Source organism: Paenibacillus sp. FSL L8-0340, from assembly GCF_038593145.1.
In the GTDB taxonomy this organism is placed as follows: Bacteria; Bacillota; Bacilli; order Paenibacillales; family Paenibacillaceae; genus Paenibacillus_AQ.
The window spans coordinates 930306-954234 of the sequence record NZ_CP151967.1; the positions used below are offsets into that span (position 1 = coordinate 930306).

The window sequence follows — 23929 nt, forward strand, 5'->3', positions numbered from 1 at the left end:
TGAAAATGCAGATGAATTAACACTATATAAAAGCGGGGCAGCCGGATATCGGCTGCCCCGCTTTTATATATCATACAACTGCTTTATCACTCCGGGCAAGCGGAGTGGAAGACTACTGCTTTGTACCTGTATAGACGTGCACAGCATCTCTCAGGAACTCGGCCAGACCCGGACGGTGCTTGTCATAATAGGCGGTAAAGCGTTCGTCATCCACATACATTTGTGCTACGTGGGCGTGAGCTTCTTTAGTATAAGTGTCCCAGTAGAAGGTGAGCCACTGGCGGTGCAGCTCAGCGGCCTGCTGCGCCAGCTCGCTGGCGGAATCGCCTTCCTCCATCGCTTGCTCAAGGGCTGCGAACATGTCTGCTTCAAGCTGCTGGATGGCGGCATACTGCTCTTCGGTCATGTTTTTCAGCTTGCGGTTAGACTTCTCAACAGCCTCCTCCCCGTATTTGGTGCGGGCTTCCTGTCCGTACGTACGCTCATTATCTTCAATCAGCTTTTGCTTAAAGCCTGCAAATTTCTCTTCATTGCTCATGGTTATTCTCCCTTCATTTTGGGCCAGTGTTTTTTCGACGTTTGCGATTAATTGATCCAATTGCTCTCTCCGCTGAAGCAGCTGGTCATGGTGCTCCCGCAGTGCCCGGGTGCCATCAAAGGACGGCGCGGTCACGATTTCTTTGATTCCTTCGAGGCTTAAGCCCAGTTCCCGGTAAAAAAGAATCTGCTGCAGCCGGTCGACCTCGGCCTGTCCGTAGATGCGGTATCCCGAGGAGTTGATTCTCGCCGGCTTGAGAATGCCAACCTCATCGTAATAGCGCAATGTCCGCGTACTGATGCCAGCCAAAGCTCCCAGCTTTTGCACCGTGTATTCCATAATAGCTGTACCTCCCATAACTTGTTTCAGCGTAGTATCATTGGACCCAATTGCATACTTGTAAGCTGCGGCTTGCTGCTTACAAGATCACTCTACACCTTCACGCAACGGCAAGGTCAAACACTTTTTTGTGAGGAATATCGCTCAAAAAAAAAGCAGCTCCCCATAGTATGTCCACTAAGGAAACTGCTGCTAACCTTGTATTACACATGAAGCCGGATTATTTCTTGCCGACCTGTGCCGTGAAATATTCCCGCAGCTCTGCCAGCTTCCGGGGATCCGCCAGCGCATCTTCACCCGGGAAGTAATGTTCGGCGACCAGTTCCCAGGTGGGAACGATTTTTTGTGAGATCATTGCCTTGATGGCGATCTTGACTGTCTTGCGTTCTCTGGCGTTGGAGAAGGTGTCCTTGTAATGCTGGGACCGCTCAAAATCCAGGTCGTTAAAGACAGCGCGGAAAATCTCCGCGGTCATCTTGGCATCGTCCAGCGCCCGGTGAGCGGAACCGGAAGGCTCAAGCCCGAACAGGGTCATCGCACCTTCGACGCTGATATCATTGCTGAGGCCGCGGGCACGAAGCACGCCCTTCAAGAGATCAAAATAGGTTGCAGCCATCCAGTAAGAATCATCCATTTTGTGCATCCGGATATCCTGAATGATCCGCTTCATATCCTCACCGCCCCAGGTCAGAAGCAGCACTCCGTCACTGCTCTGATCCAGCCAGGCTCTAAAGGCGGTAATGACCTTGGGAAAACGGTCGGCGACGTCGATATCCTCTTGGGGAATGCCGGTTTTTTTCTTAATGAACGAATTCAGGGTGGAGAAGTATATAGGTTTAATTAAGGCTGAGAACTCATCCTTAACTTGCAATGAAGCGTCTAACCGGACGGCTCCAATCTCAATGACCTCCATAGGATGCTCGCTGGCAAATTTGCGGCCGTTGAATTCGATGTCCAGAATAATATAATCCACAGGTAATGCCTCCGTTTCAGTGACTGGCGCCTTACAGGCTGAAGAATGCGCCGACCCTTCTATTTTAGCAAAAAAAGCGGAGGAATGGGAAATAAGACGGGAAATTGCCGTCCGGGGTGTGCGGCTAAGGCTGTTTTTGTATTGAAGAGTGATGAGGAGCCGTGGTAAACGGGAAGAAGGATAAGGGAGAAGGTTGGAAGAATAAGTAAGCATGATGGCGTGAATTGGGAAATTGTAATTGATATATTTTTGGGGGAGGTCAATGATTAATACTTACGAACAAGTTAAACAGTGGGAGGATCAGTAATGCAGGACCAACAGATTTACTGGATCGGCGGCTCGGCATGTGCCGGCAAAAGCACGCTGGCTAAAATGTACGCTGATAAATATGGGCTGGCGCTGTATGCTTGCGATGAGCACTTTCATGAGCATGTGCAGCAGATTTCGCGGGAGCAGCAGCCTGCAATACACCGGGTCACCAGGCTGACGATGAACGAGGCTTTTTATACAAGGAAAGTTGAGGAGCAACTGAATACATATATCGAATGCTTCCAAGAGGACTTCACATTTGTGCTGCTCGATCTGGCACGTATGGGAGAGAAAGCGGTTGTGGTGGAAGGAAACCAGCTGCTGCCCCGACTCGTAGCTCCACTGATGAAGAATAATCACAAGGCGATCTGGATTGTCCCTACGGAACAGTTCCAATGGGAGCATTACAGCAGGCGGGAGTGGATTCATGACATATTGCAGGAGACTGAGAACTCTGGGATCGCATTCCGCAATTGGATGAAGCGGGACGCCCTGTTTGCAGCGAGGGTGAAGGAGGAGGCTGAAGCACGGAAGCTGAAAGTGCTGGAGGTGGATGGAAGCCTGAGTCTAAAACAGAGCTTTGCCATGTTGGAGCTGTACTTCAGTTCCTGAATGGCTGCTGATGAAACTTAAGGGAAGAGCAAATGCACAGGAGGCAGACGATGAGCGGAAACGGATATAGATTTGTAATTGACGAGGCTACGTTTCAACTGCAGGAGGCCTACTCTTTTGATTGGCTGACCGCAATGGGGCGGGTGTTCCGGGTGTTTGATGAGCAGGATTCCGGAAATATCAGCTTTGGGGTTGAGCAAGACGGATGCAAGGTTTTTGTGAAGTTCGCCGGAGCGAAAACGATGCAATTCCATGGTGATCCTGCGGAAGCGGTTGAAAGATTGATTCAGGCGGTTCCTCTCTATGAGGAGCTGCGGCATCCGTCGCTAATCCAGTTGTTATCTCATGGTCCTGTGGAAACGGGATATGCAGTGGTTTTTGAATGGACGGAAGGCGAGTGCCTGCATTCGCATTGGGCTTTTGGCGGAGCGGCCAAGTATAGTGATCCCGAATCGCCTTTTTACCGCTATAGGGCCTTGTCCACGGAGAAACGGCTGGATTCACTGGAGGTCATCTTTGGCTTTCATGAATACATAGAGTCTAAAGGATATGTAGCTGTAGATTTTTATGACGGAAGCATTCTCTATGATTTCACTAAGGACCGTACAGCAATTTGCGATATTGATTTCTATCAACCTAAGCCCTTCTTCAACGGCATGGGAGAGCAGCTATGGGGTTCCAAACGGTTCAAATCACCGGAAGAATACCTCATGGATGCCCCAATCGACCAAATCACCAATGTATATAATATGGGGGCTGCTGCTTTCGTACTGCTGGGTGGAGAAAGTGACCGTTCCAGGGATAAATGGGAAGCGGGACCGGAGCTGTACGAGGTTGCGCTGCGGGCCGTAGATCCAGAGCGGGCTCAGCGTTACCGGAGTGTCTCGGAGTTCAAGGCGGAATGGGATAAGGCGAGGAAGGAAGCAAACGATGGATAATAAATCTACGCTGAACAAACAGATCTGCGAACGGGAAGAGAAATACCGAATGAGAGCTGCGAATAAATCCACTGCAAAACAAAAATGTTTTTGGCCGGATATTTGGTGGAATGAACGGTGTATTGTAGGGCGAGATTTCCCGGGTACGAATAGTGGCAGAAAGAAGGATTACAGTGCTTGAAAAAAAAGGCTTAGGATACAAGGAACTGAACGCAATGGCCAAGCAGATCTGTGAACTGGAAGAGAAGCTGCTGAACACCGAGGTGCGCACTTCGCCGGATGAACTGTCGCGACTGTTGGCAGACGATTTTTTTGAATTCGGAAGCTCCGGGAAGGTATGGCATAAGCAGGACTTGCTGGGGGAAGAAGGAGCGGGCGAGGTCCGAATGACCCTGAGCGGGTTCGAACTTCATCCGTTATCCGGGGAGGCTTTGCTGGCCACCTACCGGATCATGAACGAAGAGACAGGTGGAGAGACACTGCGCAGTTCAATCTGGAAATTCAGGGATGGGCGGTGGCAGATGTTTTTTCATCAAGGAACCCCGGTGAGAGGATAGGGTTAATTGAAACATATAGGTTGTCCATGCTTAGTCCCGGATCACATGCCCCTGGCCAAGGGTGACTTCCACAAACCCGGCCATCTGCCGGGTTTGATAGCGGATCGGCTTGCCGCTGCCCATGATGATGATATTGCGGATGTCGGCGGTGCCCTCCGAAGGGAGGGCAAAGGCTTTGATATAGGCGAATTCCCCAGCTAAAGTCGTGTGGATGGCCCCTATCAGGCGGTCCTTTTCGCTTCTGCCCATCAGGTTCATGATGATGGAGCCGCGGCTGTTCAGCTTAGAACGGGCCAGGGCGAAGAAATCGCTGGAGACCAGATGCCGGGGAGTGCCGTCAGCGGTGAAGGCATCCAGAAGAAGAAAGTCATAGCGGCGTTCCGGCTCGCCCTCCAGAATGCGCCGTCCGTCCCCGACAATGACATTATCCTGGCTGTAGCCAAAATGCTGCCGGCTTAGCTTCACGACCTCCGCATTCACTTCAGCCACTTTAAAGCGCTTCTCCGCAAAATAACCGGCAATCGTTCCAATCCCATGTCCAATCAGGAATACATCTTCGAAATAAGGTTCGCCAGCCTCCATTAGATGGATCATTGCCCGCGGATATTCAAAGACCACCCGCCGGGGGTGGTCCAGATCAAGGGCACCCTGAATAGCGTCTCCCGAAAACTGCAGCACGCGGAATCTGCCTCTCTCGCCATATAACTCTGTCGTTTCGTACACCTGGATTTCGGGGGTGTTCTTTGAGTTCAGGAACTCTGGATGCAAGGTATCATTCTCCTTATACGAGCGAAATGCGTTTAAATTCGTTCGGCGTAACACCGACAACCTTCTTGAACAGCTTGTTGAAGTAAGCAGGGTCGGGATAGCCGACTTCGGTGCCGATCTCGTGCACCTTCAGATCCGGCGCATTCCTCAGCAGCTGCTTCGCTTTGCGGATGCGGATTTCAATTACATAATCGGTCAGGGTCAGCCCAGTCTCCTGCTTGAACAGCTTGCTTAAATAGCTTGGCGTCAAAAACACCATACCGGCCAGCATGTTCAAATCGGCATGCTGATTATAATGGGCCGCTACCCAGCGCTTGACCGTTTCAATGGCCGTACCGGACATCTCCAGCCGGTGCTTGCGGATTTCGTTCAGCGCGACCAAGAAGGAGGAGGTGAAGAGTTCCTCAATTTCAGCAAAGGCCATGCAGGCTTCGATTTGCTCTTCCAGCCGCTGGCTGCAGTCCTTTCGGTAGACCGCTTCAAATTCCTGCAGCTCCTTGCGGGCAGTATCCTCGACCTGCCGGCAAGTGCGCAGGATCAAGTCGGGATAAGCCTGCTGCAGCTCCAGCACAGAGAATAGCTTGTGCAGTACTTCCAGCACCCCGGCCACATTTAGAATCTGCAGCTCATGGATCAGCGGCTCCCGGAATGGAGGGAATGGATCACCGGCAGCCTGCACTGGTGTCTGGAGCTCTCTAATCGTAACATAATGCAGCGGCAGCGGATTATAAATCCCTGCATCGCAGGCCAGCTTGGCTTCAAGATAGGCTGTTCTAAATTTGCCCGGGTCATCGTAGGAGCGGCTGGCTCCCGCATGGAGACGCTGGTCCTTGCTTGCAACGCCGATAATCTCTCCGATTTGGCGTGATTCTTCAGGGGTGAGCGGCAGCGGGGAATAACAGATCCATGCCCGCAGCCCTTTCTGCACTTCCAGCGTATCGAGGACGAACGCCTTCTCTTGCCGCAAACTGTCTGCAATTCCGCAGACTTTTTCCCGGGAGCTTCCTTTAAGGGCATAGACCGTGAAATAAGGCTGGGGCAAGGTAAGGCCGCTTAAAAGAACGGCAGAGGGGTCCTCGATATGCAGCAGGGAGTGCAGCAGGCCGGTACGCTGGCATTCTTCTTTTTCCCGCAACAGCTTCTGCTCCTTCTCCAGACTATACAGCACTTCGAAGAGCTGTTCTTTGTTGATAGGTTTGAGCAGATAATCTACCGCTGAACTGCGGATAGCTTCCCGGGCATAATTAAATTCAACGAATCCGCTCATCAGCAGGCTGCGAATTCCGGGGTGGTTTGCTTTAAGCTGCCGGATCAGCTCCAGCCCGTCGATTTGCGGCATACGGATATCGGTTATAACAACGTCAATGTGGAGGGAGGGGAGCGCATCAAGCAAATGTTTGCCGTCCGGATAAATACCGGCGACAACGAAGGTGCTGCTCTCTTTGCTGATCATTCGTGCCAGACCTTCGCGAATTAGAACTTCATCATCTACAATCGCAATACGCAGCAAGCCGAGTCCCCCTTTTTGAAATGATATTATTCTTCGCTGTGATCGTCCGAAAGATCCTCGATTCTTAAGGTCACACGGGTTCCTGTGCCAAGTTGACTCTGCACATGTAATCCGAAGGAGCTGCCGTAATGCATACGGATGCGCTCATTCACATTTCGCAGACCGATTCCGAACATTTCACCGTCTGCCCCGCCCATCAGACTGTTGTTCAAAGCGCGCAGGGTATCCTCATCCATACCTATTCCGTCATCCTCGATACAAAATACAGTTTTACCGTCCTCCTCCCAAGCCGTAATGTTCAGTGTGCCCGGTCCCTCCTTAGGTTCAAGCCCGTGAAAAACGGCATTCTCGACAATCGGCTGGAAGACCAGCTTGATCACCGGCAGCGGCAGGAATTCCTCCGGCACATGGATATTGAGCCGGAATTTATCCGGAAAGCGGATTTGCAGCAGATGCAAATAATTACGCACATGATCCAGCTCATGCCGGATCGTAACGGTTTCTTCACTGCGGACAATGCCGTAACGCATCTGCAGTCCGAGCAGATAGGTGAGCTTCGCGACGCGGGGGTCATCACTGCTCTCCGCCAGCATGCGGATGGATTCCAGCGTATTATAAATAAAATGCGGGTTAATCTGGTTCTGCAGCGCCCGCATATCTGCCTTTTGTTTGCGTTTCTCCGTAAGGGAGACCTCCTGAAGCAGATCCTTGACCCGGATAATCATCCGGTTGAAGTGGCTGCCGAGCATCCCGATTTCGTCATTATATTTCGGATGCAGCCAGACATCCAGATTGCCGTGCTGCACCTGCTTCATCAGACGGACCATCGATTTCAGCGGTTTGGTCAGTGCATGGGAAATAAAAGTGGCAACGACGAGCGCGAATGCAATAATCGACAGGGTAGTGAAAATCAGCCGGTTGCGGTTCTTCTCCACCGGGGAGAGGATGCGGTCCAGCGGAATGGAGACAATGGTTGTCCAACCGGTCTTCTGGGATACCCTGTACACTGCAAGAACATCAAGGCCATCCAAAGTGATCTGAAAGTGGCCATTTGGAGCGGTGGCCTTCTGCAGCAGCAACTGTGCGTTTTTTTGCTGTTTCTGGGTCTCTTGGCCGTCCACATGCTCACCGTCATACATTAATTCGCCCTTGTCGTCCACGATTAGCGTATTGCCCTGGGTGACGGCGTTTACAGGATCAACGATCCCCTTGAACAGGTTGTTGATGTCAATGTCGAAGACAAGGATTCCGATATTTTTGAGCGTGCTGACCGAAGTAATGGTGCGCAGAACGCTGAACACCTCTTTGTGGCCGCCGGAATTTACACGGATCGTATGCCTGCCTTGGACTACCGGAGCTGCACCGGCCCCCTCAGTGAGGCTCTGCCACTGCGCCAGCCGTTCCGCCGGGAACAATTCATTGATGCCGGGAGCCCTGTCAAAAAAAACGGAACCGTATTTGTCCACTAAGTATACGGCAATAATCTGTTCTTTCGTATGGTTCAAATAGCTCAGGAACATCGACATGCTGGTGTTCTTTTCCCAATCGGTATTACGCTGCTCCAGGTAGAACTGAACATCGGTATTGTACAGCGGCAGCGCCGTGTACCGCTTGAGATCGGCAACATACCGGTCTATGGTATCCGAAGCGCTGTCTGCCATCTGTCCGGCACTCTTTGTGGAGCTAGACAGCACCGAGTTGAAGGTGGAGCGTGAAGAAAGATAGCTGACGTAAGTGATTGGCAGGGAGATCAGAAAAATAAATACGACAATCAGCTTCCGCTCCATCGGCAGGTTGGCCAGGAACAGCCACATGCTGCGAACAATTCTCCGGATGTAAGAGACCACTATGGTTATTCCTTTCCGTACCCCCTATTTAACGGCGCCGCTGGTTACCCCCTCAAAGATATAACGCTGCAGGAAGAAGTAAAGAATGACTGTCGGCAGCAGGATAAGCAGAATGGCTGCACAGATCAAATTCCAATCGGCCGTATTGACCCCCTGAAAACGCATGAGGACGGTGGTAACGACGCCGAGGCTTTGTTTTGGCATATATAGATAGGGGATGTACATGTCATTGTAGATGCTGATCGTCTTCAAAATAATCAATGTTGCCGTCGCCGGTGACAGCAGCGGGAAGATAATCGAACGGTAGATTTTAAACAGGGATGCACCCTCAACCATCGCATTCTCATCGAGATCAACGGGGATGTTGCGGATGAACTGCAAATACAGGATGATCTGAATGACGTCTGCTCCGATATAGAGTACGATCGGAGCACCCAAGGTGTTGTAGAGGCCCATACTTTTGATGATGCCAAAGGTCGCTACCTGAGTAGTGATGCTTGGAATGATGGTCGCCACAAGATAAGCGCCGAATACAATCGGCTTAAGCTTGAAAGAGAACCGCCCCAGTACATATGCCACCATTGTCCCAAACAGAATGTTCAGGGTCAATGTAATTATGATAATAATCAGTACGTTGCCGAAGCCGCTGAGCAGTCCGCCACGCTGAAACACAGTCACGAAGTTATCGAAGTTGAAGAAACTGCGCGGCAGAGCCATGGAACTGCTGCTGTTGAATTCCTCGGTTGATTTGAAGGCGTTGACCACCACGACATAAGGCGGAAAGAGTACGACGAATACGCCGATAAGCAGCGTGAAGTATTTAAAAATGTCTTTTAGGCTAAGTTTGGAATGTTCCATGGCTACTTATCTCCTCCCCGGTTAAGAACCAATTGCTGCAGCAAGAGCACGACAACGACAATGAAGATCAGGATAACGCTCATCGCTGAGGCCAGGCCGTAGTTATTAAAAGCAAATGCGGTATCTACTACCCGCTGAACATAAGTCTGGCTGGCACCCGCCGGGCCGCCCTTCGTCAGCACAAACGGCAGATCGAATACTTCCAGCGCGCCGGTTACGGTCAGGAATAAATTCAATTGAATGACGGGCTTCATATTTGGCAGTGTAATTCTCCACAGCGTCTGAAACGAGCCTGCACCATCTATTTTGGCTGCTTCATAAATGTCTTTCGGAATCGCCTGCAGGGAGGCAATGTAAATGACCATGTTGTAGCCCATGAACCGCCAAAAACCAGTGGAAGCGAGCGAGTAGTTCACCAATCCTTCAGTACCGAGCCAACTGGTCTGTCCTAGTCCGGTGAGGCCGATGCTGTTCAGGAACATATTGAGTGAACCATTGGTAGTATCAAACACATAGCCGAACATGAAGGCCACGGCTACACCGTTCATGATATAAGGCAGGAAGAGCATAATCCGGAACCCGTTTTTACCCCGCAGCTTGCTGTTCAGCACGACGGCGAAATAAATGGCGACAATATTCTGGACAATCCCCATCGCAAAGTAGGCGAAGTTATGGGTGAACACCTTGAAAATATCAGGATTGCCAAAAACCTCGCGGTAATTGTCCAGACCGACCCAAGGCTTCTCGGGGCTGTACCCGTCCCAGTTGGTAAAGCTGTAATAGACCAGTTTAATGGCCGGATAATAAGTGAATGTCGCCAGCAGGAGCAGGGGAATCAGCAGGAAGGATACAATGATAATGAGCTTTTGTTTGTTATAGGATAATGTTCCGAACATCGCTTAACCTTCTTTCTGAATAGCGCGTTGGTCAATGACGACAAAATGGATTATCCGGAGAAAGCGATAATCCATTTTGCGCCGGTGGATTGCTAGGTTCTAACGTTACTGGTCTTGCTAAAGATCAATAGCCGAGGTCTTTTTTGGCTTTGGCCCAGGCTTTGTTCCATTTGTCGAAGACGGATTGCGGGTCCTTGGCCAGGACGAATTCCTGTACCATAGCCGGCAGGTCGAGTTGTGCCTTGTTAGTAATTTCTGTTACCTTGGCATCATCCACTGTACCCTCTTGCAGGGTTACGCCAGTCGCCTGGAATTCCTTCAGTTGAGTCAGCTTGGATTCTTTGCCCTTCAGCGGGGAGATAAATCCGGCAAAATCCTCATAACCGGAATCCTCGATCATCCATTTCACGAACGCTTTGGCAGCATCCGGATTTTTGCTGTCCTTGGCTACAGCATAGAAGAAGTCAGGGCTGAGCGGTGCAGTAATTTTGCCTGAGTTGTCATAAGGAAGCGGGAAGAAACCTACGTTGTCAGAAGTGGTGCCGGCGCCGATGACTTGATTGATGACCCAATTGCCAAGGAAGTACATGGCGAATTTGCCTGAGGCAATGTCCTTCTTCGATTGTTCCCAGTTGGTAGAGTTGATGTCTTTTTCCAGATAGCCCTTTTCGTTCAGCTCTCTAAGCAGGTTGAGTGATTTTCCGTAGCCGTTGTCCATAGTGAAAGGTGTTTCGGAGGTCAGCTTTTCGTTCGGGAAATCCGGGTTGCCTGCAATCACGCGGGGAACAGAGTACACCCAATCGTTAAGCGGCCATTTGTCCTTAAAGTTGGAAGCGAGCGGAACGACACCTTTGGCTTTAAGCTTTTCGCAGGCAGCTAGGAATTCATCCCAAGTCTTCGGAACCTCGGTGATGCCTGCATCGGCGAAGGCTTTTTTATTGTAGACAATTCCAGTGGTGGAGTTACCTGTGGTAATTCCGTAAAGCTTGCCTTCATAGGATTTGAAATCTTTAAAGGTGATCTGATCATTCAGGCCGAGATCGTCCAGGGAAGAAAAATATTTCGGAAGATCGGAGTTGGGAATAGAAGGAATGAACATCACATCGGGAAGCTCCCCACTGGCCATTCTGACCTTGGCTTGCTGGTTGTAGTCCGTTTGGGAAGCTTCGAACTCGACCTTTATGTTCGGATACTTCTCGTTAAAGCGTTTAACATATTCGTCATACTCTTTGCCGATCATATCGGTTCTGTTGGTCAGGAAGGTGATCTTTCCGCTAATGTCGGAACCGCTTCCAGCCGCCGGCTCAGTAGTTGCGGCACTGCCGGAATTCTCCGGTGCTGTGGTTGCAGCCGGCTCATCTGTAGCTTTAGCTGCGTTGTTATTATTGTTCGAGCCGCAGCCTGTCAGGGATAAAGAGAAGATCATGATGATAACAAAAGATAACGAAAATAACTTGTTTCTCATTGCGTTGCCCCTTTTCGTTTTGATGTTAGCGTTTACATTATTATTATAGCGTCATTGCTTCCGGCGATAAATGTATTCAATTATTATTTATTGTCTTTATTTGTTTTCTTTCTGGGTTTATAATTACTTTGTTGCTAACAATAAGATAACAAAATATAATGAAACAAATGAATTTTGCTGAAATAGGGAGGACTTATGAAACCATATCATCTTGAATTGACAAACTGGGAATTTAGAGCCAGCGGTGACGAAACGTGGCTTCCGGCGGTTGTGCCGGGAACGGTGCACACGGATTTGCTCCGCAATGGACTTATTTCGCAGCCCTTTTATGGAAAGAATGAGCATGAGCTGCAATGGATCGACAAGAAGGACTGGGAGTACAGAAGCAAGCTGCGGCTGGAGGAAGAATGGCAGAGCCTGGCCATTACGGAATTGGTCTTTGCGGGCTTGGACACCTATGCCGATGTTTTTGTGAATAATGTGCATGCGCTTTCAGCAGACAACATGTTCCGGGCCTGGACTGTAAATGTCAAAGGGCTGCTGGTGGCCGGTGACAATGAAATTCTCGTGAAATTCCGTTCCGTAGTTAAGGAAGACCTGCCGAAGCTGACGCAGCTGGGGTATGATCTGCCTGCACCCAATGATCAATCGGAGCTGGGCGGACTGCAAGAGCAGCGGATTAGCGTGTTTGCCCGTAAAGCGCCTTATCATTATGGCTGGGACTGGGGCCCGAGATTTCTTACCAGCGGAATCTGGCGGGAAGCAGTGCTGCAGGGCCGGGATGCCGCAGCCATTACGGATCTCTATATCCGCCAGAATGAAGTCAAGCGGGAAGAAGCGCGGCTTACAGCTGTCGTGGAGATTGAAGCACCGCAAGCTTGCGAGGGAATGCTGCGGATCACGACTGCTAATGGACAGGAATGTATGCAAGCGGTTTCAGCTCCTTCCGGCAAGCACACTGTAGAGATAGATATTGTCGTTGACCAGCCGGAGTTATGGTGGTGCAATGGGCTGGGCACGCCTCATTTAACTACCTTCCGGGCAGAGCTGCTGGATAGCGCTACGGTGTTGTCCAGTGCAGAAGTAACTACCGGGCTGCGTGAGATCAAGCTGATCCGCAAACCTGATGCAAAGGGTGCTTCGTTTAAGTTTGAGCTAAACGGCGTGCCGGTATTCGTAAAGGGCTCCAACCATATTCCGAACGACAGCTTCACCACGGAAATAACGGAGGAACGTTACCGGCACGAGATTGCCACAGCGGTAGAGTCGAACATGAACATGCTGCGGGTGTGGGGCGGCGGGATCTATGAGGAGGAAGTTTTTTACCGGCTGTGCGATGAGTATGGGCTGCTGGTCTGGCAGGATTTCATGTTCGCCTGCAGCATGTACCCGGGAGATGAGCCTTTTCTTGAGAATGTACGGAAGGAAGCAGAATACAACGTGCGCAGATTGCGCAATCATCCCTGCATCGCCCTATGGTGCGGCAATAATGAGATTGACTCCGCCTGGTCGCAATATGAGGATAACATGGGCTGGGGCTGGAAGGAAGGCTACAGCGCTGAGATCCGTGAGACGCTCTGGGGTTATTATGAAGAAATCTTCCACCGGATTCTGCCGGAAGCGGTAGCGGCTTATCATCCAGGTGCTGATTACTGGCCATCCTCCCCGCTTCGTGAACTTACTACTGATCAAGATCAGCATGCGACGCGAATCATGGGTGAGGGCGATATTCATTACTGGGGGGTGTGGCACGGGATTGAGCCTTTTGAGAACTATAACGTCAAGGTAGGCCGCTTCATGAGCGAATACGGCTTCCAGTCCTTCCCTGAGCTGAAATCGGTGCTGAGCTACGCGGAGGAAGAGGATATGGAGCTGGAATCGGAAGTGATGCTGGCCCACCAGAAGAACGGGCGGGGCAACCTGATCATTAAAGAGTATATGGACATCTACCTGCCGCAGCCGAAGGACTTCAGGTCATTCCTGTATATGAGTCAGATTCTTCAGGCAGAGGCGATGAGAATTGCTATTGAAAGCCACAGAAGAAACAAGCCGTATTGCATGGGAACGCTGTACTGGCAGATGAACGACTGCTGGCCGGTGGCTTCCTGGGCTGGCATGGATTACTACGGCCGCTGGAAGGCGCTGCAATATACGGTGCGCAAAAGCTTCCAGGAACTTCTGCTCTCTATTGAAGAAATGGATGGGGAGAACCTGCAAGTGCATGCCGTTTCAGATCTTCAACAGGCACTGGCTGGTGAACTGGTACTCCGGCTGTATGATTTCAGCGGCTCGCTATTGCGTGAATGGACACAGCCGGTTCAACTGGAGGCCGATTCGGCGGCGGTGATCTTCGCGGTGCCGACTGCGGAACTGCTGCAGGGCAACGATCCGAAGCAGGTGGTATTGGTGGCTTCTCTGCTGGCGGACGGCTCCCTACTGGAGCGTAAGGAGCATTACTTTGCTGCGGCCAAGGACAGCAAGCTGAACCGGCCGGTTCTTACGGTGTCCGAGATTCCGGGCAGCCTGGACTTTACGGTCAGCAGCGACGTGCTGGCCAGAGGGGTGTACCTGACGGCGGAAGAGGAAGGCATCTTCTCGGACAACTTCTTCGATCTGCTTCCGGGTGAGCCGAAGACGGTGCAGTTTATGCTGCGGGGCAATGGAGAACGTGACTTCATTCCGGCTGCGCCAAAAGGGCTTGAGATTCATTCCATGGCTGATTACGTGAAGGAAGATTACCTGGGGTAAAAAACTGCGCCAGGACGGCAACCTGGGTGGTCTGCCGCATCTCGGGACGGCCCCGGCCTGGACCGGCTTCCACAGGAATATCCCCAGTACGGTACGGGAGATTTCCGTGTGCCGGCTTATCAGGCCAAGCTTGCGGACGGCACGCGGATTACTGAGCTGCAGTACACCGGATACCGTGTACTGCAGGGCAAGCCAACGCTCGCCGGACTTCCTTCCGTGTATGTGGAGTCCCCTGAAGAAGCAGATACGCTGGAATTACGCTGCGTGATGATTACTCGTCGCTGAACGTCATTTTACGCTATACCGTATATCGTGACACGGATGTGATTGCCCGCTCGGTAGGATTTGTTAATGACGGCCAGGCGCCGCTTGACCTGCTGCGCGCTGAGCGCTTCCGTCGATTTCCCGGAGGACGGCCAATTCGATCTGATCTATCTTTCCGGCGGCTGGTCGCGGGAAGCCAACCTGACCCGCAGACGGCTGGAACAGGGCACTACCGCACTCCAGTCCCGCCGTGGAATGAGCAGCCATCAGCACAATCCGTTTGCCGCGCTGGCCAAGCCGGGTACAGATGAGCACCAGGGCGAGGTATACGGCTTTCCTATTTCAATTTCAATGCCGACAAGCTGGTGGAGATCGCCGCCAAAGGCTCGAAGCTGGGCATCGAGCTGTTTGTGCTCGATGACGGCTGGTTCGGCAAGCCCGCCTCGCCGCAGTCTGCTGCTTAGCGGCCTGAACCCCGACTATGACTACACGCTTACAGACAGCGGTGAAGTCTTCGGCGGTGACCGGTTGATGCAGGCCGGGCTGGCGCTGCCGGACATCCAGCAGGACTATGTGAGCGGATGTTTCCGCTTAAGGGCACAACCGTAATTAGCATTTGGGAGAACAGGAGAAGCCAGGGGGACTTGGCTTCTTTTGTTTTGTTTGGGGGACCATTGAGAGGTAAAAGTGCATCTGAATTTGGCGTAGGCGGGCAATATGGGGAAATGAGAGGTAGAAGTGCATCTGAATTTGGTGTAGGCGGGTTGTATAGCGGAATCAGAGGTGAAAGTGCGTCTGAAATCGGAGCACTTTTCTAAACATTGGCCTGCTGAAAACCCTAATTGTTCGTGTTTAATGTAACTTTCATGTAAGTTATTGCTTTTTTGTTGCTGAAAATGCGATATTTATGTATAATAACAATTGCTATCGAAGGAATTGTACGATATTCTGTTTTCAAAGGTGGTTTCATGGTAGAACTGGAAAACAGCGAGCAGAAGAAGAAAATGTGCCAGATCTACAATGAGATCTCTAAGGATTTGTTTGGTTTCGGGACGACCCTGCTCCGCGTTACTGTCGATCAGCGGGTCATTACCTTTCACGCCAAGCACCGCAGATCTCCCCGGTCGACCGCCCTGGAAGGCGAAGCGCCTGAACTTAAGCAGGAAGTGGATTTTCGGATGTCACTGCTGTTTAAGAAGAGGTTCAAGGAAAGACTTGAAGCAGAGATGGGACTAACGATTGAGGTTCTGCTCAGGGATTATGACGCACCGACGGGGTGGGCCTTTACGAATATGATATTGGCCGGAGAATGACAGATTCAACATGATATCTGCGGATTTTCGTTTTTGATCTATCTTAAGCGAAGACCGTCCTTCTATTACGGGTAGCTCTTTGCTTTGTTTATACAAAGAAAAGTGTTCTTGTTCCTACAAGAATGCTTTTCTTTTTTTTATGAAAAAATAAGGGGAATCAAGCTTTTACTACCAGCAGGAGGTGCTGCCAAACCGTTTTCCGCCAGAAGCTCACTGGAATGAAGAGAACTGAAATTGCCGCAACTATAGGATGAAGACTGGATTTGTACAGCATATTACACTTGGGAGGTTATTCTAATGAAAAAAATAATGAATGCGGGCCTTGCCCTTACACTGACTGCTGTGCTTGCTGCTTGCGGCAACAATACCTCGACGAACAACACAGGAACAAATAACGCAGCTGCACCGGAAACGGCACAATCGGGCGAGCCTACGGAACTGGTTGTCTCCACCTGGGGTTTTTCGGAAGATTTCTTCAAGGCATCGGTCTATGCGCCGTTTGAGAAAGAGCACAATGTGAAAATCGTGGTGGAAATCGGCAACAACGCCGAGCGTCTGAACAAAATCCGTCAAGGCAGCTCCGATGTGGATGTCATTTATCTGTCGGACTATTATGCGCAGCAGGCAATTAATGAAGGTTTATTCGAAACGATCGACAGCAGCAAGATTCCGAATCTCCAGAACCTTTATGATATCGCCAAAGCCCCGCTGGGTGCAGAATATGGTCCTGCGTATACGATCGGACGCCTGGGAATTGCCTATAATCCGGCACTGGTTAAAGATGACGTAACCGGCTGGAGCGATCTGTGGACGAAGTTTGATAAAAACCTGGCGATGCCGGCAATTACAGCTACAGCAGGTCCAATGGTTGTAGATGCGGCATCTCTTGCGGCGGGCAATGCGGACTTCAACGAGGATACAGCATTCACGAAGCTGAAGGAGCTGGACAGTAAGGTTGTTAAATACTATGGCCAGACTTCCGAGTATGTGAACATGTTCGGCCAGGAGGAAATTGCCGGTGGTCCGATTATGGAAATGTACTTCAAGGATCTGCAGGCTGCTGTGCCTGACGCCAAATTTATCGCACCGTCTGAAGGTGCTTATGCCGTAATGAATACAGTCAACGTTGTCAAAGGCAGCAACAATAAAGAGCTTGCCGAAGAGTTCATCAACTGGCAGCTGAGCGATGAAGTGCAGGCGGCATCCGCCAAAGCAAAGGTCGATTCCCCTGTCAATATGAACGTAAAGCTGACACCTGAAGAAGCTGTGGGCGTAACGTACGGTCCGGATGTTATCGGCAAGCTGCGCAAGCTGGATATGTCCTTCGTGAACGAGCACATTACAGAGTGGACGGACCGCTTCAACCGTGAGATTGGCGGCTAAGGATGACGGGGCGTAAAAAAGTCATTCTGGACGTAGATACAGGGGTGGATGACGCGCTGGCGATTATGCTGGCGGTGACGAGCGGACAGCTTGACATTCTCGGCATCACCACAGTCAGCGGCAATGTCTCGCTGGATCAGGCAACCCTGAACACCTGCAAAATTCTCCAGCTGCTCGGCGTGTCCGGGCAGATTCCGGTATACCGCGGAGCGGACAAGCCGCTGGCCCGTGAAGCGATTTTTGAGCACCGTGTGCACGGTGCGGATGGCATCGGCGGTGCATTGGGGGATATGCCGGTAACAAAGCAGGCTGAAGCAGAGCCTGCGGAGGACTTCATCATCCGCCAGGTGCTGGCGCAGCCCGGCGAGGTCACGCTGATCATGACCGCGCCGCTGGCCAATCTGGCGCGCGCACTGCAGAAATGCCCGGAGCTTACCCAGCATGCCGCTGAGGTAATCATCATGGGCGGCGTGGTGCAGGGCTTCGGCAATATCACGCCGACGGCGGAATACAACATGTACGTCGATCCGGAGGCCGCGAAGCAGGTACTGGCTGCCGGATTCCCCCGGCTGACGCTGGTCGGGCTGGATGTGACCCGCCGTGCGCTGCTTAGCGCGGAGGACATTGCGAAGCTGCGCATTCCGGCGATCCGCGATTATGTGGAGCAGAGCACCTCCGGCTACCGGGAGCGTTATTATGAGCGCAACGGTGTGCAGGCCTGTGCCCTGCATGATCCGCTGGCGGTTGGCGTGGCCCTGAACCGCGGGTTCGTCACCGTGCACGATTATTATGTGGATGTGGAGACCCGAAGCGAGCTGTGCGACGGCCAGACCGTCTGCGATTTTCAGAACCGGCTGGGCAAGCCGGTAAATGCCGCTGTCTGCCTGGAGGTGGACGCGGCCGCTTTTCTGGAGTGTTTCATTGATAGCTTGAACCAAGAGCCGAAGAAGGACGGGAGTCATTAGAAAATGAAGAACAAGAACAAAAGAGCAATGTATCTGCTGCTGCCGGGCCTCTTGTTCCTGGCGGCCTTCATGCTGGTCCCGATCACGCTGACCATTGCCTCCACTTTCGTGCAGGATGGGAAGCTGACTCTGGAAGGGTATCTGCATTTTTTCCGCGACGGGTACTTTAACCGCATCCTGCTGACTACGCTCCGGGTAAGTGTCGTGACCACGCTGGTCTGCATGCTGCTCGGGTATCCGGCGGCTTATTATATTTCGCGGGCAAGCGCGCGGAAGAAGAGCCTTCTGCTGGCGCTGTCGATCTTCCCGCTGCTGACCAGTCCCGTTGTGCGTTCCTTCAGCTGGATGATTATTCTCGGCAAAAAGGGGCTGATCAACTCCTTCCTGGTCAACACCGGGCTGATCGGGAAACCCCTGGATATTCTCTATACGCCTACGGCAATGATGATCGGGCTGGTGCATTTATTCCTGCCGCTGATCATCATCACACTGCTGGGGGTCATGGAGAATCTGGACCATGAGCTGGTCCGGGCGGCGCGCAGTCTGGGCGCTTCCCCGTTTGCGGCGTTCCGCAAAATCACCTTCCCGCTGACAGTGCCGGGGCTGATCATCGGCGGAATTCTCGTCTTCGTCGGCAGTCTGACGGCCTATACCACGCCGGCGCTGCTCGGCGGTAAGGAACGGGTGGTCTCCACCTTCCTGTACCAGAATGCCATGACGCTGAATGACTGGCAGTCGGCCTCGGTTATTGCCGTAATTATGATCGTCATTACATTTGTGGTCGTGGGGCTGATGAACGTCTGGGCCAACCGATTAAATCCGAAGGGGTGAGAACATGAAGGAAGGAAACCGCGCGCTGTCGCTGTATACGCTGCTGGTCTTTATTTTTCTGCTGGGTCCGCTCATCATCATTTCCGTTACTTCCTTTGAGCCGGGCACAGTCCTGAAATTCCCCCCTGAGGGCTTTTCATTGAAGTGGTACAAAAATATCTTCGAGGTCAGCGCGTTCATGGAGACCTTCAAGACCTCGATTGTGATCTCGCTGCTCGGCAATTTGCTGGCGCTTCTCCTGGGTGTGCCTGCGGCCTACGCGCTGAGCAGATACCGGTTCCGCGGCCGGGATACGCTGAATGCGATTTTTCTGTCCCCCGTCCTGATTCCCGGCATTGTTCTGGGCTTCACGCTGCTGCGCTACCTGATTGTAGTGTACGGGCTGCCGATTGTAGCCGGACTGTTAATCGGACATACGGTAATCATGCTCCCTTTTATTATCCGGGTGATTGCCTCGAGTCTGGAGAACTTCGATTTCGCCGTGGAAGAAGCGGCACAGAGCCTGGGGGCTTCCAGATTGTACACGTTCTTTAAAGTGGTCCTGCCCAATATCCGTTCCGGTATTCTGGCGGCCATTCTGATTGCTTTTCTGGAATCCTTCAACAATGTGGACATTTCCGTGTTCATGACCGGCCCGGGGATTAGTACCCTGCCGATTCAAATGCTGACTTATGTGCAAAATTACTTCGATCCCACGATTGCCGCGATTTCAGTCATTCTGATGGTGCTGACGGCGGCGCTGATGTTCGTCATTGAACGTCTGATGGGATTCGCTTATTTTACCAAACGATAAACGGAGGCATAACGCAATGTCACTATTAAGTCTTGATCATGTATCGGTTGCGTATGACAACCGTTTGATCCTGGAGGATTTCAATCTGTCGCTGGCCAAGGGGCAGCTTCTCTCGCTGCTCGGCCCCAGCGGCTGCGGCAAAACGACCACACTGCGGCTGATCGCCGGTTTTCTGAACGCGGAATCAGGAGCATTCATGTTCGGCGGGAAGGACTATACCAAGATCCCCGTGGAAAAGCGGAATTTCGGTTTTGTGTTTCAGAGCTACGCGCTGTTCCCGCATCTGTCAGTCTATGACAATGTAGCGTTCGGCCTCCGGCTGCGCAAGCTGAAGGAAGCGGAGGTTAAGAAGCGTGTTACCCGGATGCTGGAAATTGTCAGCCTGGGCGGCTTTGAGAAAAGACTGCCCGCTGCCCTTTCCGGCGGACAACGCCAACGGGTAGCGATTGCCAGAGCGCTGGTCATCGAGCCGGACCTGCTGCTGTTCGACGAGCCGCTCAGTAATCTTGATGCCAATCTGCGGGTGAACATGCGGGTGGAAATCCGCCGCATTCAGCAGGAGCTGGGCATTACGACCGTCTATGTCTCCCATGACCAGGAGGAGTGCTTCTCCATCTCCGATCAGGTAGCCGTGATGAATAATGGCAAGATCGAGCAGCTCGACAAGCCATCGGCGATCTTCAAGTATCCGGCCAGTGAATTTGTGGCCCGGTTCATCGGGTTCGGGAACTTCATTTCCTTTGAGGGCAGGAATGACGAGGGAGCGGATATCGAGCTCAGCCGGGGAGCGCTGAAGTTCCTGGCGGCCAAACGGCCGGGCGGGGAAGGCAATACCGGATTACTTGGTGCCATCCGTCCTGACGATCTGCAGCTGCTCGGCACTGCGCCTGATCCAAACGCCGCCGGCAACACACTGCCTGGCACGGTGCAGATCAGCACGTATCTCGGCCGCAGCTATCAATACCAGGTAGAGACGGAGCTGGGTGTATTCACTGTTAATCAGGAAATGGAGCAGCCTTTCATTCAAGGACAGCAGGTTACGGTTTATTTTCCAAAAGAGAAGCTGGTGCTGGTGCAGTAGCGCGTCATTAAGGAGCATACATGATGATTACAGATCAACTTATACTGAACGCTAAAGTGTACAACAGTTACTATAAACGGTTCGAGACGGCAAATGTCGCCGTGAAAGAGGGGCGTTTCCTCTATGTGGGGGCGCTCGGCGCGGAGACGTTCACAACTGGGGAAGTCATTCAGGCGGAAGGCCGATATATGGTGCCAGGCCTGATTGATATCCATCTGCATATCGAGAGCACAATGATTACGCCGGAGACCTTCTCCTACGGTATTCTGCAGCATGGGGTCACTACAATTGTTCCAGAACCGCATGAAATGGCCAATGTATTCGGTGTAGAGGGTGTACATGAGATGATCCGGGCCAGCCGGGACTGTCAGGTGGATATGTTCTACGCGATTCCAAGCTCGGTGCCGGCGACTCCGCTGGAGACAACGGGCGGGTCGATTGAAGTTGCTGATATCGACGAGCTGATGGAGACGGAGCAGATGATCTGTCTGGGCGAAGTGATGAATTATGTTGATGTCATCCGCGACCCTGATTGCAAAAGCAACCGCATCATCCAGCATGTCCGCAGCCGTTATCCCGGTCTTGTCATCGAGGGGCATACGCCGAAGCTGCTGGACCTTGATCTGCACCGCCTGATCTATGCCGGGATTGATTCAGATCACACCCACCAGAGCATCGAAGGGCTGACCGCCCGGATTGCAGCGGGGATGTTCATCGAGATTCAGGAGAAATCGATGACCCCGGATGTGATGGAGTATCTGATCAGCCATGCGGTCAGCGAGCATTTCTGCTTCGTGACCGATGATGTGATGACCGATTCCCTGGTGCAGACCGGACACCTTGATCATCTGGTACGCAAAGCCATCGCCATGGGCATGGCACCGGAGGACGCAGTCTATGCGGCCACCTTCACCCCGGCCCGGCGGATGAAGATGGCTGACCGCGGCGTGATCGCCCCGAACAAAGCCGCCGATTATGTGCTGCTGTCGGATCTGGGCAGCTTCGCGGTCGAAAAGGTCTACAAACGGGGCGTCCAGGTCTACGACCGCATGCAGCCGCTGCCTCAGGTGGAGCGGGGGCCGCGGTTCCCGGCCCATTTCTACCGCAGCGTGCAGTTGGCTCCATTGGCTGCAAGTGACTTCGCGGTGTCATCGGAGCTGGCGGACGGCCGCTATGGCTGCCGGGTGATGATGGTCAACAACGTGTCCACGTTTACCGAAGAGAAACACGCTGAGGCCGAGGTTAAGGACGGCCAGCTGCAGTGGCAGGAAAGCGGCTATGGCCTGATTGCCACCTTTGAGCGTTATGGCAAAAACGGAAACCGCGCCTACGGCCTGATCGGCGGTGACACGATTAAACGCGGCGCCATTGCGACTACGTATTCGCATGACAATCACAATCTGCTAGTTGTAGGCCATAACCCTGAGGACATGGTCCTGGCGGCGAATACAGTGATAGCTGCACAAGGCGGCTTCTGCGTCGTATGTGATGGCGAGGTGCTCGCATTGCTGGAGCTGCCGGTTGGCGGTATTTTGACCGAAGCGCCGCTTGCAGAGACGGCTGAGCGCGTGCTCGCGCTGCGTACGGCAATGGAATCGCTGGGTTATAATCATTACAACCCGATTATGTCGATCAGCACCCATTCGCTCCCTGTCAGTCCTGCACTCAAAATCACGGACCACGGCCTGATTGATGTCGGCGCCGGACGGGTGGTACCGCTGCTGTTTCCGCTTGGAGAAGAGTAGCCGCTGCTAGATGCAGCGGTAAAATCATTGAGACAAGAAGACGGGGTATCCCAGCAGGGGATGCCCCGTCTTCTTGTGAATACTGAATCTAACGTCTGTATGCTGCAACGAGGTATCTTTGCTGATATAGCTCCTAGCTCATAATAGCTCAAAACCGGCGGCTGCTCACCAGCGCCAAGCTCACAGAAGTACATAATTGCATTTACTGCAATTAAAAAGAGCTTCAGCGGTCTATTTTCAGCGATAATTGCATTTCGTACACTTAAAAAGGACAGTAAGCTTACTTTTCCTGGTATCGGCGATATTAACTGTACAAAGTGCAATTATATTTTGATTAACGCTGATATGCGCCTTTTTAGTTGCACGAAGTGCAGTTATGATGTGGCAAGGTTCTAATTCTTCTATGGAGCAACAGCCGTACCAGCTCAACAAGCAACCTTTCAGGCAGAAACGCGGACTCAGCAAAAATGGTTTTAGCATAAGCATATGCTGGCTACTCGCACCGGCCTGTTCCCATAAGATTCGGCTTTTGCGATTGACTTGCGTATGACACGACCCTATGATGATTAATAATATAAAATATAAGCGGAACTGGAAGAGGAGAGAGCGAACAGCATGGCTATGGAAATTGAACGCAAGTTTCTGCTGCCGGAATATCCGGAGCGGCTTATAGAGGACGGACAGCTTACGGTACTCACCCGGCACAGCATAGATCAGACCTATCTCGCGATTGAAGACGGGCAGGAACTGCGGGTGCGCAAAATTACCGATTTGGACTCAGGAGAGGTTACCTTTACACATACCTTTAAGGATGGCAAGGGGATCAGCCGCCAGGAGATTGAATATTACATCTCGGAAGGAATCTATAATCAGATGATTGATGCGGTTAAGGCTATTCCGCTGGTCAAAACCCGGATTACCGGCGTATGGAACGGTACTACAGTGGAAATTGATCTCTACACCCAGCTGGAGCTTACGGTGCTTGAGGTTGAATTTGATTCGCTGGAGGAAGCGGAAAGCTTCGCCGCCCCGGACTGGTTCGGTGAGGATGTCAGCGTAGAGAAGCAATACAGCAACAAGACCGTCTGGAAGCAGCTGCAGAATAAATAGTGCAGCCGGGGGTTCCGGGATGGGTGATCGCCGTGCCAAACTGCCGGTTGAATAGCTGAATAGCTGAATAGCTGAATAGCTGAATA

At 52.0% G+C, this 23929-nt stretch carries 21 protein-coding genes and 1 pseudogene; 14 read left to right on the top strand and 8 right to left on the bottom strand.

The window, feature by feature from the left end:
• Positions 1–112: 112 nt before the first annotated feature.
• Entirely contained in the window at positions 113–877 is a 765-nt protein-coding gene (locus tag NST07_RS04305; RefSeq protein ID WP_341089881.1) for a MerR family transcriptional regulator, read from the bottom strand.
• A gap of 220 nt (positions 878–1097) precedes the next feature.
• Positions 1098–1850, bottom strand: coding sequence for a 3'-5' exonuclease (locus tag NST07_RS04310; protein ID WP_341089882.1), 753 nt, complete (start codon positions 1848–1850; stop codon positions 1098–1100).
• A gap of 306 nt (positions 1851–2156) precedes the next feature.
• Between NST07_RS04310 and NST07_RS04315 the strand changes: the two genes are divergently transcribed.
• The 3 genes from NST07_RS04315 to NST07_RS04325 all read left to right on the top strand — a co-directional run bounded on the left by NST07_RS04315 (position 2157) and on the right by NST07_RS04325 (position 4266).
• Positions 2157–2771, top strand: a complete 615-nt coding sequence (locus NST07_RS04315) for a hypothetical protein (RefSeq protein WP_341377336.1) — start codon at positions 2157–2159, stop codon at positions 2769–2771.
• A gap of 50 nt (positions 2772–2821) precedes the next feature.
• Positions 2822–3709: a serine/threonine protein kinase gene (locus NST07_RS04320; RefSeq protein ID WP_341089884.1), complete on the top strand. Its 888-nt coding sequence runs from the start codon at positions 2822–2824 to the stop codon at positions 3707–3709.
• 215 nt (positions 3710–3924) lie between these two features.
• The gene (locus tag NST07_RS04325; protein WP_341097547.1) at positions 3925–4266 is read left to right on the top strand and encodes a DUF4440 domain-containing protein; all 342 of its coding nucleotides are present in this window, start codon (positions 3925–3927) and stop codon (positions 4264–4266) included.
• A gap of 30 nt (positions 4267–4296) precedes the next feature.
• Here the strand turns inward: NST07_RS04325 and NST07_RS04330 are convergent, their stop codons facing one another.
• From NST07_RS04330 to NST07_RS04355, 6 genes are all read right to left on the bottom strand, one after another.
• Positions 4297–5034: a fused MFS/spermidine synthase gene (locus tag NST07_RS04330; protein WP_341089886.1), complete on the bottom strand. Its 738-nt coding sequence runs from the start codon at positions 5032–5034 to the stop codon at positions 4297–4299.
• Between the two features lie 13 nt (positions 5035–5047).
• Positions 5048–6544 (bottom strand): response regulator, encoded by a 1497-nt coding sequence (locus NST07_RS04335; RefSeq protein ID WP_342481125.1) that lies wholly within the window; start codon positions 6542–6544, stop codon positions 5048–5050.
• A 26-nt stretch (positions 6545–6570) separates the two neighbouring features.
• Positions 6571–8358 (bottom strand): sensor histidine kinase, encoded by a 1788-nt coding sequence (locus tag NST07_RS04340; RefSeq protein ID WP_342481126.1) that lies wholly within the window; start codon positions 8356–8358, stop codon positions 6571–6573.
• A 57-nt stretch (positions 8359–8415) separates the two neighbouring features.
• A complete protein-coding gene (locus tag NST07_RS04345) occupies positions 8416–9249 on the bottom strand; it encodes a carbohydrate ABC transporter permease (protein WP_038586116.1) in 834 nt (277 codons plus the stop codon).
• A 2-nt stretch (positions 9250–9251) separates the two neighbouring features.
• Positions 9252–10145, bottom strand: coding sequence for a sugar ABC transporter permease (locus NST07_RS04350; RefSeq protein ID WP_038586119.1), 894 nt, complete (start codon positions 10143–10145; stop codon positions 9252–9254).
• Between the two features lie 124 nt (positions 10146–10269).
• The gene (locus NST07_RS04355; protein ID WP_342481127.1) at positions 10270–11610 is read right to left on the bottom strand and encodes an extracellular solute-binding protein; all 1341 of its coding nucleotides are present in this window, start codon (positions 11608–11610) and stop codon (positions 10270–10272) included.
• A gap of 195 nt (positions 11611–11805) precedes the next feature.
• On the opposite strand from NST07_RS04355, the gene NST07_RS04360 reads away from it, so the two are divergent.
• From NST07_RS04360 to NST07_RS04410, 11 genes and pseudogenes are all read left to right on the top strand, one after another.
• Positions 11806–14358 carry a glycoside hydrolase family 2 protein gene (locus tag NST07_RS04360; protein WP_342481128.1) on the top strand — a complete coding sequence of 851 codons (2553 nt, stop codon included), beginning with the start codon at positions 11806–11808 and terminating at the stop codon, positions 14356–14358.
• 54 nt (positions 14359–14412) lie between these two features.
• Positions 14413–15059 (top strand): annotated as a pseudogene (locus NST07_RS04365) (glycoside hydrolase family 36 N-terminal domain-containing protein); the annotation flags it as partial.
• Entirely contained in the window at positions 15040–15231 is a 192-nt protein-coding gene (locus tag NST07_RS04370) for a GH36 C-terminal domain-containing protein (RefSeq protein ID WP_341089891.1), read from the top strand. The pseudogene NST07_RS04365 and the gene NST07_RS04370, both read left to right, overlap by 20 nt.
• Before the next feature lie 359 nt (positions 15232–15590).
• Entirely contained in the window at positions 15591–15935 is a 345-nt protein-coding gene (locus NST07_RS04375; protein ID WP_342481129.1) for a DUF2294 domain-containing protein, read from the top strand.
• Between the two features lie 297 nt (positions 15936–16232).
• Positions 16233–17318 carry an ABC transporter substrate-binding protein gene (locus tag NST07_RS04380; protein WP_342481130.1) on the top strand — a complete coding sequence of 362 codons (1086 nt, stop codon included), beginning with the start codon at positions 16233–16235 and terminating at the stop codon, positions 17316–17318.
• 2 nt (positions 17319–17320) lie between these two features.
• Entirely contained in the window at positions 17321–18283 is a 963-nt protein-coding gene (locus tag NST07_RS04385) for a nucleoside hydrolase (RefSeq protein WP_341089895.1), read from the top strand.
• 3 nt (positions 18284–18286) lie between these two features.
• The gene (locus NST07_RS04390) at positions 18287–19114 is read left to right on the top strand and encodes an ABC transporter permease (protein WP_341089896.1); all 828 of its coding nucleotides are present in this window, start codon (positions 18287–18289) and stop codon (positions 19112–19114) included.
• A 4-nt stretch (positions 19115–19118) separates the two neighbouring features.
• Entirely contained in the window at positions 19119–19907 is a 789-nt protein-coding gene (locus tag NST07_RS04395) for an ABC transporter permease (protein WP_038586142.1), read from the top strand.
• 16 nt (positions 19908–19923) lie between these two features.
• A complete protein-coding gene (locus NST07_RS04400) occupies positions 19924–20988 on the top strand; it encodes an ABC transporter ATP-binding protein (RefSeq protein ID WP_341089897.1) in 1065 nt (354 codons plus the stop codon).
• Positions 20989–21011: 23 nt separating this feature from the next.
• Entirely contained in the window at positions 21012–22733 is a 1722-nt protein-coding gene (locus NST07_RS04405) for an adenine deaminase C-terminal domain-containing protein (RefSeq protein WP_342481131.1), read from the top strand.
• 615 nt (positions 22734–23348) lie between these two features.
• The gene (locus NST07_RS04410; RefSeq protein WP_341089899.1) at positions 23349–23843 is read left to right on the top strand and encodes a CYTH domain-containing protein; all 495 of its coding nucleotides are present in this window, start codon (positions 23349–23351) and stop codon (positions 23841–23843) included.
• The last annotated feature ends 86 nt before the right edge of the window (positions 23844–23929 follow it).